At 51.3% G+C, this 12,673-nt stretch carries 14 protein-coding genes, 1 tRNA gene and 1 riboswitch; of the genes, 6 read left to right on the top strand and 9 right to left on the bottom strand.

The annotated features are described in order from the left end of the window. Positions 1-103: 103 nt before the first annotated feature. Both C7820_RS21675 and serS read right to left on the bottom strand, forming a co-directional pair. Positions 104-610: a DUF1572 family protein gene (locus tag C7820_RS21675; RefSeq protein WP_116232817.1), complete on the bottom strand. Its 507-nt coding sequence runs from the start codon at positions 608-610 to the stop codon at positions 104-106. Between the two features lie 92 nt (positions 611-702). Beyond that, on the bottom strand, positions 703-1,998 hold the full coding sequence (serS, locus tag C7820_RS21670) for a serine--tRNA ligase (RefSeq protein WP_116232816.1): 1,296 nt from the start codon (positions 1,996-1,998) through the stop codon (positions 703-705). Here serS and C7820_RS33530 point away from each other — a divergent pair. Continuing rightward, positions 1,988-2,164, top strand: a complete 177-nt coding sequence (locus tag C7820_RS33530; protein WP_181909153.1) for a hypothetical protein — start codon at positions 1,988-1,990, stop codon at positions 2,162-2,164. The genes serS and C7820_RS33530 overlap by 11 nt on opposite strands. 174 nt (positions 2,165-2,338) lie before the next feature. On the opposite strand, the gene C7820_RS21665 is transcribed toward C7820_RS33530, so the two are convergent. Continuing rightward, positions 2,339-2,809, bottom strand: coding sequence for a MarR family winged helix-turn-helix transcriptional regulator (locus C7820_RS21665; RefSeq protein WP_116232815.1), 471 nt, complete (start codon positions 2,807-2,809; stop codon positions 2,339-2,341). A gap of 154 nt (positions 2,810-2,963) precedes the next feature. Between C7820_RS21665 and C7820_RS21660 the strand changes: the two genes are divergently transcribed. Next, positions 2,964-3,128 (top strand): DUF1328 domain-containing protein, encoded by a 165-nt coding sequence (locus C7820_RS21660; protein WP_076172824.1) that lies wholly within the window; start codon positions 2,964-2,966, stop codon positions 3,126-3,128. A gap of 120 nt (positions 3,129-3,248) precedes the next feature. On the opposite strand, the gene C7820_RS21655 is transcribed toward C7820_RS21660, so the two are convergent. The 3 genes from C7820_RS21655 to C7820_RS21645 form a co-directional block, all read right to left on the bottom strand. Then, a complete protein-coding gene (locus C7820_RS21655) occupies positions 3,249-3,947 on the bottom strand; it encodes a M50 family metallopeptidase (RefSeq protein WP_116233125.1) in 699 nt (232 codons plus the stop codon). Positions 3,948-4,088: 141 nt separating this feature from the next. Beyond that, entirely contained in the window at positions 4,089-5,120 is a 1,032-nt protein-coding gene (locus C7820_RS21650; RefSeq protein ID WP_116232814.1) for a ribonucleotide-diphosphate reductase subunit beta, read from the bottom strand. A 511-nt stretch (positions 5,121-5,631) separates the two neighbouring features. Next, the gene (locus tag C7820_RS21645) at positions 5,632-7,965 is read right to left on the bottom strand and encodes a ribonucleoside-diphosphate reductase subunit alpha (protein ID WP_076172826.1); all 2,334 of its coding nucleotides are present in this window, start codon (positions 7,963-7,965) and stop codon (positions 5,632-5,634) included. Positions 7,966-8,199: 234 nt separating this feature from the next. After that, a riboswitch (cobalamin riboswitch) is annotated at positions 8,200-8,423 on the bottom strand. Positions 8,424-8,711: 288 nt separating this feature from the next. Between C7820_RS21645 and C7820_RS21640 the strand changes: the two genes are divergently transcribed. Continuing rightward, complete coding sequence (locus C7820_RS21640) at positions 8,712-9,014, top strand: MTH1187 family thiamine-binding protein (RefSeq protein WP_116232813.1); 303 nt, start codon at positions 8,712-8,714, stop codon at positions 9,012-9,014. 81 nt (positions 9,015-9,095) lie between these two features. Then, a tRNA-Thr gene (locus C7820_RS21635) sits at positions 9,096-9,167 on the top strand. Between the two features lie 93 nt (positions 9,168-9,260). Here C7820_RS21635 and C7820_RS21630 read toward each other — a convergent pair. From C7820_RS21630 to C7820_RS21620, 3 genes are all read right to left on the bottom strand, one after another. Then, a complete protein-coding gene (locus C7820_RS21630) occupies positions 9,261-10,424 on the bottom strand; it encodes a site-specific integrase (protein ID WP_116232812.1) in 1,164 nt (387 codons plus the stop codon). Between the two features lie 17 nt (positions 10,425-10,441). Further along, a complete protein-coding gene (locus C7820_RS21625) occupies positions 10,442-11,314 on the bottom strand; it encodes an ImmA/IrrE family metallo-endopeptidase (protein WP_116232811.1) in 873 nt (290 codons plus the stop codon). Between the two features lie 73 nt (positions 11,315-11,387). After that, the gene (locus C7820_RS21620; protein WP_116232810.1) at positions 11,388-11,792 is read right to left on the bottom strand and encodes a helix-turn-helix domain-containing protein; all 405 of its coding nucleotides are present in this window, start codon (positions 11,790-11,792) and stop codon (positions 11,388-11,390) included. Between the two features lie 162 nt (positions 11,793-11,954). Here C7820_RS21620 and C7820_RS21615 point away from each other — a divergent pair, with 162 nt between their 5' ends. Then, the gene (locus C7820_RS21615; RefSeq protein ID WP_116232809.1) at positions 11,955-12,161 is read left to right on the top strand and encodes a helix-turn-helix domain-containing protein; all 207 of its coding nucleotides are present in this window, start codon (positions 11,955-11,957) and stop codon (positions 12,159-12,161) included. 52 nt (positions 12,162-12,213) lie between these two features. Then, positions 12,214-12,423: a hypothetical protein gene (locus tag C7820_RS21610; RefSeq protein WP_116232808.1), complete on the top strand. Its 210-nt coding sequence runs from the start codon at positions 12,214-12,216 to the stop codon at positions 12,421-12,423. Positions 12,424-12,673 lie beyond the last annotated feature (250 nt).

Below are 12,673 nucleotides of genomic sequence, written 5' to 3'. Positions count from 1 at the left end.
CAAAAACGGGACCTGCCCGGCGTGATGCCGGCGGGTCCCGTTTTTGGATAAACGCGGTCTGTCTTCATAGGAAGGTGCGTCGATAAGCGTTTTTCTTTGTCCGCTAGTTCTTTCGGCGCGGAATCGTCAGCGTCTCCCAAGCGTCCGATTGAATCTGCTTGGCGATGTAAATGATCTGCCCGATATGGCTGGAATAGTGCGACATCTGCCGTTCGATCGCTTCCAGCACCGAATGCGGCTTTTCCCGGATGTAGACGGTCCGCAGCAGGTCATCGCTGCCGAGGGAGCCGAGCGCCTGCAGAAAGACGGTCCAGCTGCGGTTCCAGATGTCCAGCATCTCTTCTCTCGAGGCCACGGTGCCCTCGAACTCGCTGTCCCGGTCGCGGCCTTCTTTTTCCCCATCGGAATTAAGGAAGTCCGTCCAGCGGGAGATCATATTCCCGCTCATATGATGAACGATAACCGCAATGCTGTTGGAGTCTTCGTTTAACGACCAATTCAGCTTATCGTCCGGAACCTGCGCGATCGCCTTCTCGGCGGAACGCTTCAGCTCGGCGAATTTATAGTTGACCACCCGGAAATATTCGGTTCCGATGTCGTTGGCGCTCATTCCAACCACCTCCGCTATAAAATGATTTCTTCACACCAGTATAGTGGCCGTCCTTCTTTCCCGGCAAGCAGGGAGGTGACTCTACGATACGGTTACTCTGCTTTGGGGCCAGGGGGCACCAGCTCGGCGATGCCGCCCATATAAGGCCGAAGGGCGTTCGGAATGTAAATCGAGCCGTCTTCCCGCTGATGGTTTTCCAGCAGCGGGATCAGAATGCGGGGCGAGGCCACCGCCGTATTGTTCAGCGTATGGCAATACTGCAGCCTGCCTTCCGCATCGCGGTAGCGGATGTTCGAGCGCCGGGCCTGGAAGTCGAGCAGATTCGACGACGAATGGGTTTCGCCGTAGGCTCCGCGGCTCGGCATCCAGGTTTCGATGTCGTACTGCTTATACGTCTTCTGCGACATGTCTCCGGTGCAGACGGCCATCACCCGGTAAGGAAGCTCCAGCAGACGCAGGATCTCCTCGGCATGGCCGGTGATTTCCTGAAGCATCGCCTCCGACGCTGCGGGATCGTTCTCGCAGAGGACGACCTGCTCGACCTTGGCGAACTGGTGGACACGGTACAAGCCGCGTACGTCGCGGCCCGCCGAGCCGATTTCCCGGCGGAAGCAGCTCGACACGCCCGCGAGCCGGATAGGAAGGGCGGCGTCGATCACTTCGTCGCTGTAGTACGACACCAGCGACACCTCCGAAGTGCCGACGAGCCACTTGTCCTCACCGGCCAGCTCATAGGTCTGATCCTTCCCGGTAGGGAAGAATCCCGAGCGGGCCAGCGCTTCGGGACGGACCATGACCGGCACGTCCATCGGCGTAAATCCGTGCGACGCAAGGAGGTCAATCGCCAGGCGCTGCACGGCCAGATGCAGGAACAGGCCAGCTCCCTTCAAATAATAGCTGCGGCTGCCCGCCGTCTTGACCCCGCGCGGAATATCGAACAGATCATGCAGCTCGCCGAGCGTGACATGATCCTTCATCTCAAAATCGAATTGCCGCGGCGTCCCGATCCGGCGGACTTCCACATTGTCGCTGTCGTCCTTGCCAATCGGCGTGTCCTCCGAGACAACGTTGGGGGCGAGCAGCATCAGTTCCTCAAATTTGCTGGTTGCCTCGCGCAGACCGGCTTCGCAGCCGTCCAGGCTGCGGTTAATCTCCTTTACTTGGCGCTTAAGCCGCTCTGCGGCTTCGTCCTGGCCCTGCTTCAGCAGCCCCGCGATGATCTTGGTCAGCTCATTGCGCTGCGCCCTTAGCGATTCCGTCTCCTGCAGCAGCCTTCTTCGCTTCTCGTCCCATTCCAGCAGATCGTCCACCTGAAAGGGGATGTTTTTTTGCTCCGCGACTTGCTGTACCTGCTCCTGATGGTCACGGATGAACTGAATGTTTAGCATCGATACCGTCTCCTTTGTCTCTTTGTCCTGTAAAAATGCAAAAAGCGCCCTCATCCCTTGGGACGAGGAGCGCTTGCTCGCGGTGCCACCCAATTTGACCAGCCTGCCCGAAGGCAGTGCCGATCCGCTTGGTTCCGCGATAACGGACGGAGGCCGGTTAACTTAGAGAGAGAATGGTGAAGCCGCTGCACCGTTGTGCTGCGTACACATGGGAATCGCCATCCGCTCCGGTCGAAAACGCCTCACAGTTGGATGCTGTTCATCGGCGTAATGTCACTGTTCAGTTCTTTGCGGTTTAGTATAGCGTAAACCGATCAAAAGCACAATATACGTACATCCCTTACCTGGATGAATACTCCTCCAAAAGCTTTTGTATGCTTTGGTGAATGCGGAGCAGGCTCTCCACATCGGAAGCGGGGAGCTGCTCAAGGGCATACGCCATAGCTTGGTAGGAGCGGGGCTTAGCCGCCGACTGAAGGGAACGCTCCCGTCCATCAGCGGTAAGGCTCAGCTTGACCTCCCTGCGGTCTGTCTCGGAGATAACACGGTCCACCAGTCCCGATTGGACGAGGCCTTCCACTTGAACGCTAAGGGTGCTTTTAGGAGAAGAGAGACGCTCGGTTAATTCTCTTAGTGTCATGCCGGGCGCGGTATACAGCGTGTTCAGGATGGCGAGCTGCAGCACGGTTAATCCCAGGCCCTCCGCGTTGCTGCGGGTAAACTCCAGAAGGCGTTTTTGAATGCCAGAAAAGGATTGAACGACTTCACCGGCCAGCTTGATTTGAGGATCTTGGCGTTCTTGGTGATCCATGGCTCAGGCAACCTTTCGTTTATTAATTTGTTCAATGATGAACAGTTCGAGTATGGACAAATTATATGCGGATCTGGGGCATTTTTCAAGGTTCAAATCTCCGATTCAGGGTTAAAAACAAGTACCACATTCTAACGAAAGAAAGGTGATCACGATGATCGGACTCGCGATTTTGTTTTTGATCATTGCCATCGTAGCTGCGATTTTCGGCTTCTTCGGCATCGTTTCTGCGCTCGTTGGCGTCGCAAAGGTGCTGTTCTTCGTCTTCCTGATCCTGTTTATTCTGTCGCTGATTTTTGGCAGAAGACGGAGCAGTTGACGCTAGCTGCGCCGCTGATCCCGTTCATACGAACACTCGATAAGAGCAGAAAAGGCTTGCGCCCACATACGTGTGGGACAAGCCTTTTTTTGGGTTGAGAGAATTCGAAACGCATACGTTTTATCCGGTCCGCATGCTGGTATTTGCAGCAGGCTTTCGCGCGGGCTTCCGCCAAAACAAGGTCAGGCTTTGGGTGGTGCACCAAAGCGCAAACAGCAGAAACAGCACCGACCAGGCTATGGCAGGGAGCACCGTCATGTGGGCCAGGTTGGCCGCGTCACCGGCCTGCCGCGGATGGGTCAGGGAAGTGATGGCCAGGGTAAGCGGCCCGACAACCGATTCTTCCAGGCAAAGGAAGGCGAGCAGAAGGTAATAGAAGTTGCGCACGGTGCTGCCCAGCAAATAAAACACGATGTTCAGCGCCATAAAGATGACGAGCCACCAAACGCCGTAGCTGTTCCGGACAAAAAAGAGCAGGTTGACGGCAGCCAGCAGCGTGATCAGGATCAGCCCGGCGGCCTGCTTGCGTTTCGCGTACCCGTAGAATAGAAGTACAGCGAAGATGGATGCGATCGTATACCCCGACAGCGAGACGAGCACGGAGCTCCAGCCGGAGGATAAATAGGAGTAGGTGGTCCCGCTGTGATCGGCATTGAGCTCGATGCGCAGAACCCTTCCGGAGAGCAGCAGGGTGACGACCGCATGGCCGAACTCATGAATCATCGTATCCAGGGTGCGGAACCAGGAGGAGAACGGGATCAGCCGGGTCAGAATCGCGGATGCGACAAGAAACAATACAGCCTTCAAGGATTTATTCACGGGCAACGGGCAGCTCCTTTCCAAACGGTAACATGCGGATCTAATCTTTTGTTCCATCATACACGATCCAATGAAAAAGGGAAGCGCAGCGGAGCTGCACTTCCCGGTTGTTGCGAAACTAGTATATTGCAGGCGAGCGGCTTACAGATCGTCGAATCCGTTGTCGTCGCCGACTTTGCCGTAGTTGCGGGATTTGGCTTCAAAAAAGTCCGTTTTGGTGGCGTTCAGCGCCTCGTCGGAGAAAGGACGAATCCATGGCATGCAGTTGGAATCCACGCCTTCGTAGCCTTTTTCCATCCCCATCATTTTCAGGCGTTTGTTGGCGATGTATTTGATGTAGTCGGACAGCTCATTCAAATCGATGCCTTTGACCTCGCTGAGCGTGTAATGCGCCCAGTTCGTTTCCAGCTCAACCGCCCGGTCGATCGTGCGGTAGACGTAGTCCATGTTCTCCTTCGTGTTCAGCTCAGGGAAATCCTTAAGCAGCTGCTTGAACACTTCGCCGAAGAAGTAGCAGTGCTGGTTCTCGTCGCGCTGGATGTAGGAGATCATTTGGCTGGTCGCCATCATCTTCTGGTCACGGGCCAGGTTGTAGAAGAAGGCGAACGTGCTGTAGAAGAAAATGCCTTCCAGGATCAGGTCGGCCACAAGTGCTCTAAAGAACGTTGTCGGATTCTGCTCGTCGCGGAACTCCTGGTAAATTTCCGAGATGAAACGGTTGCGGTCGAGCAGCACCGGATCATGCTTCCAGTATTCGAAAATCTCTTTCTGCTCCTGCTCCGATACGATCGAAGAAAGCACGTAGGAGTAGGATTGGTTGTGCACGACTTCCTGCTGCCCGATGATAGCCGAGATGGCCTCCAGCGAGGAATCGGTAAAATAACGCTTTACGTCGCCGATGAACATCGTCTGCATCGAGTCCAGCACGGCTAGCAAAGAAATGTTGATCTTGAAGGTGCGCTGCTCTTCCGGATCGAGGTTGACGAACTGCTGCGCGTCTTTGGCCATCGGAATTTCGTCGGCGATCCAGTGGTTCAGCAGCAGAACTTTATACAATTTGTACATATGGGGCATACGGATATCGTTCCAGTTCAGGATGCCCGAGCATTCTCCTTCGATGATGCGGGTCGAGCGGTTCGGCGCTTCGGTGTTAAAAATCTTTTGCATTTGCATACTCGATTCCTCCTCGTAGTTCTGTTTTTACTTGCTTATATATCAACATCCACCGCAGAATGCTGTAATCCATATCAGTTGATCTAAATCATTCATCTCTTTCCCAAAAAATCTGTCTAAATGGTTTTGTACTTATCATGATGCAGTAGTGTATTTATAAGGTTTGATACAGTAGCTCTTTCCCGTTTTTAGTTGGCAGTTTAGCCGGACGCGTGGCGAGCTCCCGCATTTTGCAAAGCAAAACAGGGAGCAAAGCCGCGCGACGCAAGAGGTCTCCGAGAATCGAGGAGACCACCACTCGCACCGCTCAAACGTAAAAGCGTGTCCCCCATAACCTGCAAAGCAGGAGGGGGACGAAAGCGACTCTCAGCACATATTCACATCAAAAAAATCCGCCACCCGCCGGTCATCCGCCAACATTCCGGGTGTCCAGAGGGCAGCGCCCTCGGGGCCCTCCCTTGGAAGGGAGGGTTTGGGAGGGATCGAAAAAGGTTTTAGCTTTTAACAAATTTTACGATGCACACGACTCGCACTCTTCAATCGTCAGCGCACGGCTGCGGACGTAGTACGTCGTTTTGATGCCGGCTTTCCAGGCGTGAAGGTGAAGCTCCAGGAATTCCGTCGCCCGGATATCCGGACGAACGTACAGATTGAAGCTTTGAGCCTGGTCGATATGGCGCTGACGCGCCGCGGCCATCTTGATAGACCAATGCTGGTCAATCAGGAATGCCGTTTTGTAATACCAGATCGTCTTCTCGGACAGGTCCGGAGCCGGGTTGGCGATCTTGTAGGTCGTTTTTTCCTCGTAAGACAGAAGGTCGTACAGCGGATCGATGCTGGCGGTGGAGCCGGCAATGATCGAAGTCGAGCCGTTCGGCGCAATGGCGAACAGCCAGGCGTTGCGGACGCCGTTCTGCTGCACTTCCTGCTGGAGCTCTTTCCACTGCTCGGTGGTAACGAACTTGCCTTCATGCTCGCCGTCGACATAACCGCGGCTGGTGAAGTAAGCGCCGTTCTCCCAGTCGGAGCCTTTGAACTTCGGATAGTGGCCTTTTTCTTTGGCCAGCTCCATACTGGATTTGACGAGCAGGTAGTTGATTTTTTCGTATAGATTGTCGTTATATTCAACCGCTTCGTCGGACTCCCAACGGATGCCTTCAAGGGCGAGCAGGTGATGCAGGCCGAAGGTGCCGAGTCCAACCGCACGGTATTGGCTGTTCGTATATTGGGCTTGCAGGACTTCAATGTTGTTGATGTCGATGACGTTATCCAGCATGCGTACCTGGATCGGCACCAGACGGTCCAGCACATTGTCCGGAACGGCACGGGCCAGGTGAATCGAGTTCAGGTTGCAGACGACGAAGTCGCCGGGAACCTTGGAAATGACGATCCGGGTTTGGCCGTCTTTGGTCACGAGTTCTTCTTTTTCCACCACGGTGGCGGACTGGTTCTGCATAATTTCGGTGCACAGGTTGGACGAGTAGATCATGCCATGTGCACGGTTCGGGTTCGCACGGTTGACGGTATCCCGGTAGAACATGTACGGCGTGCCGGTTTCCAGCTGCGATTTCATGATGCGCTTCATAATGTCGATCGCAGGCACCGTAATTCTTGGAAGCAGCGGGTGGGCAACCGCCTCGGCGTACTTCTCGCGGAACGATCCTTGTCCGACCGTTTCGTCATAATAATCCTCAAGACCCGCCGGACGGCCGTTGGCATCCTTCCAGCCCATGATCTTCTTCACTTCATGCGGGCAGAACAGGCTCCACTCGCTGCGAGCTTCGACCGCCTCCATAAACAGGTCAGGCAGGCACACGCCATGGAACACGTCATGCGCTCTCATGCGCTCGTCACCGTTGTTCAGCTTCAGGTCCAGGAAGGCCAGGATGTCTTTGTGGAAGACGTCCAGGTAGACGGCAACCGCACCTTTACGGGTACCGAGCTGGTCAACGCTGACCGCCGTGTTGTTCAGCTGGCGGATCCAAGGGATGACGCCGGAGCTGGTGTTCTTGTGACCGCGGATGTCGGAGCCGCGCGCCCGGACTTTACCGAGGTAGACGCCGATGCCGCCGCCCATTTTGCTGAGACGGGCCACGTCGGTATTGGAGTCGAAAATCCCTTCCAGCGAGTCGTCCACCGTGTCGATAAAGCAGCTGGACAGCTGTCCGGCGACCTTCTTTCCGGCGTTGGACATCGTTGGCGTAGCGGCGGTCATGTATAGGTTGCTCATGGCCCAATACGCTTCCTTCACGAGCTCAAGGCGCTTGTCCTCTGGCTCGGTGTGCATCAGGTACATGGCGATGACCATGTAGCGCTCCTGCGGGAGCTCCATGACGCGTCCGTCGAAATCATGCGCCAGGTAGCGGTCGGACAGGGTCAGCAGCCCGATATAGTCGAACAGCAGGTCGCATTTGTAATCGATGCAGCGGCCCAATTCTTCAATTTGCTCTTTGGTATAGCAGGTGAGGAGCTCCTCGCGGTAGATTCCTTTTTGCACCAGCTCGGTAATGAGAGGGTAGAACGCACCATATGGCTCGTCAGGATAGGCTTTGTAGCGGCGGTTGTAAGCGGCCTTCTTGTACAGGGAGGTCAGCAGCGAGCGCGCTGCGGCGAACTTCCAGTTCGGCTCCTCCTTGGTGACCAGCTCAAGCGCCGACATCGTGAACGCGCTGCTGATTTCGTCGCCGGTGACTTCCTCGCGGCGCAGTTTGCTCTGCACGCCCCGGAGGAGGCGCTCCTTGTCCAGGGTCTCCAGCCCCTCCAGGATTCGGTCGGCATAAACGGAGAGACGGATTTCATCAAAAGCCAGCTGGCGGTTGTTCGGTTTGGTAACGAGCTGCGGCATGGTGCAGATCTCCTTTCAAAGTTTGTATATTTGGTATAACGGAAAGTAGGACGATGCTGTTAAGAGGGAGCTCTTGCTGTGCTTGCCCATACAAAAGGCATTTCCGAAGAACCTGAAGCACAGGTACGAAAATGCCGCTAGATCCCGTATGCCCTATTTACGAGCATGGGAAAAAATATCTATCATCCTATGTATAGATATCGACTGGCATCACGCACCTATTCCTCGTAGGCCTTTCGTGAGACAAAACAGGCAGGTCTCCTGACTCCCGAAAATGCGATATTCGGCGCCTTCCCGTCCGCATTGACGGACAGTGGCCTTAGCCGATATCGTGCCGAAAGCTCGGAGCTCTCGGCCTTCCGGTTACAGTGGCGGGACCGTGACGGATTCACACCGTGCTTCCCTATTATGAACGCCTGGCAAATTCAGCCGTGTTCACCTGTTTCCACTATATTTGGTTGCTTTCATACTAATTTAACCCAATATCTTGTGTTTGTAAACATAGTTCCTCTTAAAAGACGAGCAATGAGAATTATACCAGATGGACCCCCGGGGCGCTACTGTGAACCATTGGAGATTAACCTCTAGAGGGGGCTGAAAAGGTAGAAATCGGGCGGAATTTGCAGGAAAAACGCGAATAAAAAATTTTGCGGGCTATCCTTTTGCGATTCCGCAGGCGGTCGGGTACAATAAAATTAGGAATAAAGTTCGATCCGCTTGCAAAAGGATAAAGGAGGCGCACGACCATGGCAATTGCAGAGGTAACGATCATTCCGATCGGAACGGCAACGACCAGCCTGAGCTCCTATGTGGCACAAATGCAGCAGGTGCTGGCGGAGCAGAAGGGGATCAGCTACGAGCTGACGTCGATGAGCACGATCATCGAGGGGGCTCTTCCGGATGTATGGCAGGCGATAGCGGCCCTTCACGAAGCACCGTTCCTGGCCGGCGCGCAGCGCGTATCCACTTCGGTCAAAATCGACGACAGACGGGACAAAGCCTCTTCCAGCGCCCAGAAGCTGCAATCGGTCCGCGACAAATTGAAATAAATTCCAATCGCAATGAAGTATTGCATTTTGGAGAAGAAGTTGTATAATAGTTTTTGTTTGACGGAAAATTTCATTTTCCACGCTGGTGTAGCTCAGGGGTAGAGCAACGCACTCGTAATGCGTAGGTCGGGGGTTCAATTCCCTTCACCAGCATCTTTCATAAGCCTTACAGGACGCGGGTTTCCGGATTTCGGAGACCGCGTCTTTTTTGTGAATTCGGGCGGACTTCTAACATTCTTCTAACCTTTACTTAAGTAAAGTGGGTTCTTTGGTATTTAGTCGGGCTCCGGTGATCGAATCGCCAATGTTTTTTAATACCGATTCCTGAAGGTTTGGGAGGACGTGCGAATAGGTGTCCAAGGTTACATTGATGGAACTATGCCCAAGCCGTTCCTGAACGATTTTAGGGTGTATTCCAGCCTTCAGCAGCAATGTCGCATGAGTATGTCTCAGATCGTGAAAGCGGATCTTAGGAAAGTCAGGATGTTCCTTTATAATGGAATCCAATATCCTGTAATAATGACGCATCAGGTTACGCGGGCCGAGTGGGGTACCGGCACTGGTTTGAATGACGAGACCAGAATCGTTATACATTGGATTGGTTGCTCGTTCATGTTCCTGCTTTCTAAAGTGCGATTCTAGGAGCTTGACTGTATCCACAAATAAAGCAATAGAACGTACGCTACTGTCGTTTTTCGTATCATCAAAGTCATGGCCGACTTCGGCCAAAGTATATGCTTGGCGGACGGAAGCTGTTTTGGTTATTAAATCCACGTCTACCCTTCTTAATGCCAAGATTTCACTCTGCCGCATACCGGTCGATGCTGCGAGTTCGAATGCCATGTAGTACTGATCTTTGGATGCGACGTCGAGGAACAATCTGAGCTGATCTTCATTCCAGACTTCAAATTTTTTCTTCTTACCTTGGGGAAGATCAACATACTGGGCTACATTCTGAGAAATCATTCCCCATATAACTGCTCGGTTCAGGGCATCCAGGATAAGGACGTGAGTTTTTTTAATTGATCCAACTGACAACTTACCGTTCAGTGTTTTATGATACAAATCATGCAAATGCTGGGGCTTTAATTTCGTGACCTGTATATTCCCCAGGTTGGGGATAATATGTGAATTAACCAGCCATTCATAAGCTTTCCACGTTCCGTGCTTGACGGATGTTTTTTTGTCCTCCAGCCACGACTCCATAATTTCCCCAAATGTCTTTTTTGTGGGTTCAACAAATGTTCCTTTCATAAAATCGGATAGAACGTCCGGCAATGCTTTTTCCGCGTCTTTCTTCTTGTCATATCCCGATAGCCATTTTTGCTTTCTCTTGCCTGTCAATTCATCTCGTTCCAAGTCAATTACGATATAATATTTCTTTCCTTTTTTGGCTATATGACCTCTCATATGATTTGTGCCTCCCTTTAGAAGTATTTCTTCATATAAACAGCTCGTTCAATATCCTTCATGTGGAGAACATACTGCTGACTTCGCCCATATTTGATATTTAAGACAGCAAAATTGATGCCGATCTTTCCGTCTTTATAAATTAGATCCTGAGCAAAGAGACGCTTGCTGTGGCTGTATTTTGGTAAATCCTCCTGATCCAAGCGATCAAAAGGGCCGTCAACAGAGAACAAGAAATCCACTGCAGATTCTACGGCAGTTGCGTCAGCTTCAATAACAAGTTGGGATGGCCCAGAGACATCAGATGTTGAATCGTAATAGGCGTAAACATTGGTGCCATTAATAGGCTCGTCATTCGTAGGTTCATTCCAGGAGGCAGATTGAGCTGCTGCTGTAACTGCATCAAATTGGGCCTGAAGAATCCGACGTTCAATTTGAGACAAACGGTTCTCGGCAAAACGAAGTGTCACATCGAAATTGAAAGCTATGTATTCAATCGCCATTTGTCTATTGATGGGGATCGGCATGGTTCTGAGCATAAAAAATGGAATGGCCGCATAATAAACAAAGTTTTTTGCCTCGTTTTCTTGCGCCTCAGTAAATAACTCCGGCAATACCATTTGATTCCCGACATGCCGGAGCAAATGGCATAGTTCATGAAGAAAATCCATACGTTGCTCCTCAGGCGTCAGCCGGCTGTCAATAAACATGCTCCGAAGGCCTGTTCTCGATTCCACCGCCCGGCTTTTGGCCTCTACGAAATGCACCCAAACGTTTAGCCTTGAAGATAGATCAGCTATATTGATTTGATATGGATTGCAAATGCCATTTTGAATGTACAATTCCTCCACAAATTTTTCTAAATCAGTCATTCGATATTGTTCAAACATGCTGAACTCCCCCTGTAACACGAATGTATGTTCGGCTTGTGGTTAAAAAGAAAAGCCATTGCTGGCTTTATGGCTATTCCCCTTGACGATCCCCTGGTTTACGATTCTTTTCCTTCTCTTGCAGGATCTTAAAGATCATCCTCATTTCCTCACGTCTTTCCGCAGGAGCTTTGAGGTAATCTTTAAAAAATATCCCGTTCTCAGGATCGTTAATAAAAGCTTCAAATTCAGCTAACTCATCAGCATCCAAACTCTGCTTTGGAGCAGGCGACGGATCGCTAGTTCTGCCAAGTAAATAGTCTCCGCTTGTTTCAAGGATGTCGGCAAGTCTCTTTAAGGTATCAGGATCTGGTTTTCGATCATTTGTTTCATAGCGAGAAAGTTGAACAATCGTTAACCCGGCTTTTTCTGCAAGTTCTTTCTGTACGAGTTTTTTTCTTTCTCTAAGGTATTTAATACGGTCTCCCAGGTTTTGCATAGGGCACTCCTCATTAACTAGGATACAGCAATATTACCATTACCAATATGGTAATAAAACATATTTGCCAAAAAGGTAATATATGATGTTGACATTACCGAAATGGCAATATATAATCTAAATCAATAGTTACCGATTCGGTAATATACGGAGGTGAGACATATGAAGCGTGTCAACTTGGAAAGGATTAAGGATCTCAGAAAAAAAGCCGGATTGTCCTTGGAATATATGGCGAAAACTTTGGGATATGAAAGCCCGAATGGTTACTATTATCTTGAAATTGGTCGAGGTAAATTTCCAGCAGAGGCATTGGCAAAAGTAGCAGATGAATTTCAGGTGCCGATAGACAGCCTTTTTTTTGTCGAATAAGTTGCCAAAACGGTAATGGGGACTAAGTCAACAAAAGAGGAGGTGATCTAACTTGGATCATCCACTATTTTCAGAAACGGATGTCATAACGATTCCTGAATTGGCTAAGCGCTTAAAAATCGAAAAACAAAGGGCTTACGACATTGTAAGTGAACCTGGTTGCCCTCTGTACGATCTCGGAGGAGAAAGACAGAAACGTCTCATCTGGGGAGATTTTCTTAACTGGTTTCGCCAAAAATACAGAGTTGCATCAGGGGGGTGATATTGATGAGACGATTCCGATGGATGCGTGAATCCTCAAGGGCAGCCTGCATATCAGCAACGGTAACTCGAGTGATCCTTCGGAATTTAAGAATGGAAGTTGCGCTTGACCAGGCACTCCCGAATTATGCAATCAATCATGAGTCAATATCACAGCTAGAACATAAACGCCTTCTGAAAGATTCAAAAATGGAATTAAAAAGGATAGAAGAAAGCCGCCAGAGCGGTACCAGCTACCAGCGGCGAAGGGG

The organism is Paenibacillus sp. VMFN-D1 (genome assembly GCF_003386155.1).
Taxonomy (GTDB): domain Bacteria; phylum Bacillota; class Bacilli; order Paenibacillales; family Paenibacillaceae; genus Paenibacillus_AQ; species Paenibacillus_AQ favisporus.
Note: the sequence above shows the minus strand (reverse complement) of the source record. Positions and strands in the feature narration are given on the sequence as shown.

Bases quoted from the DNA above. Each gene is read 5' to 3' on its own strand.
- C7820_RS21615 (WP_116232809.1), top strand. From the start codon at position 11,955: ATGAAGCGTGTCAACTTGGAAAGGATTAAGGATCTCAGAAAAAAAGCC.
- C7820_RS21620 (WP_116232810.1), bottom strand. From the start codon at position 11,792: ATGCAAAACCTGGGAGACCGTATTAAATACCTTAGAGAAAGAAAAAAA.
- C7820_RS21675 (WP_116232817.1), bottom strand. From the start codon at position 610: ATGAGCGCCAACGACATCGGAACCGAATATTTCCGGGTGGTCAACTAT.
- C7820_RS21645 (WP_076172826.1), bottom strand. From the start codon at position 7,965: ATGCCGCAGCTCGTTACCAAACCGAACAACCGCCAGCTGGCTTTTGAT.
- C7820_RS21650 (WP_116232814.1), bottom strand. From the start codon at position 5,120: ATGCAAATGCAAAAGATTTTTAACACCGAAGCGCCGAACCGCTCGACC.
- serS (WP_116232816.1), bottom strand. From the start codon at position 1,998: ATGCTAAACATTCAGTTCATCCGTGACCATCAGGAGCAGGTACAGCAA.
- C7820_RS21630 (WP_116232812.1), bottom strand. From the start codon at position 10,424: ATGAGAGGTCATATAGCCAAAAAAGGAAAGAAATATTATATCGTAATT.
- C7820_RS33530 (WP_181909153.1), top strand. From the start codon at position 1,988: ATGTTTAGCATCGATACCGTCTCCTTTGTCTCTTTGTCCTGTAAAAAT.
- C7820_RS21660 (WP_076172824.1), top strand. From the start codon at position 2,964: ATGATCGGACTCGCGATTTTGTTTTTGATCATTGCCATCGTAGCTGCG.
- C7820_RS21625 (WP_116232811.1), bottom strand. From the start codon at position 11,314: ATGTTTGAACAATATCGAATGACTGATTTAGAAAAATTTGTGGAGGAA.
- C7820_RS21665 (WP_116232815.1), bottom strand. From the start codon at position 2,809: ATGGATCACCAAGAACGCCAAGATCCTCAAATCAAGCTGGCCGGTGAA.
- C7820_RS21640 (WP_116232813.1), top strand. From the start codon at position 8,712: ATGGCAATTGCAGAGGTAACGATCATTCCGATCGGAACGGCAACGACC.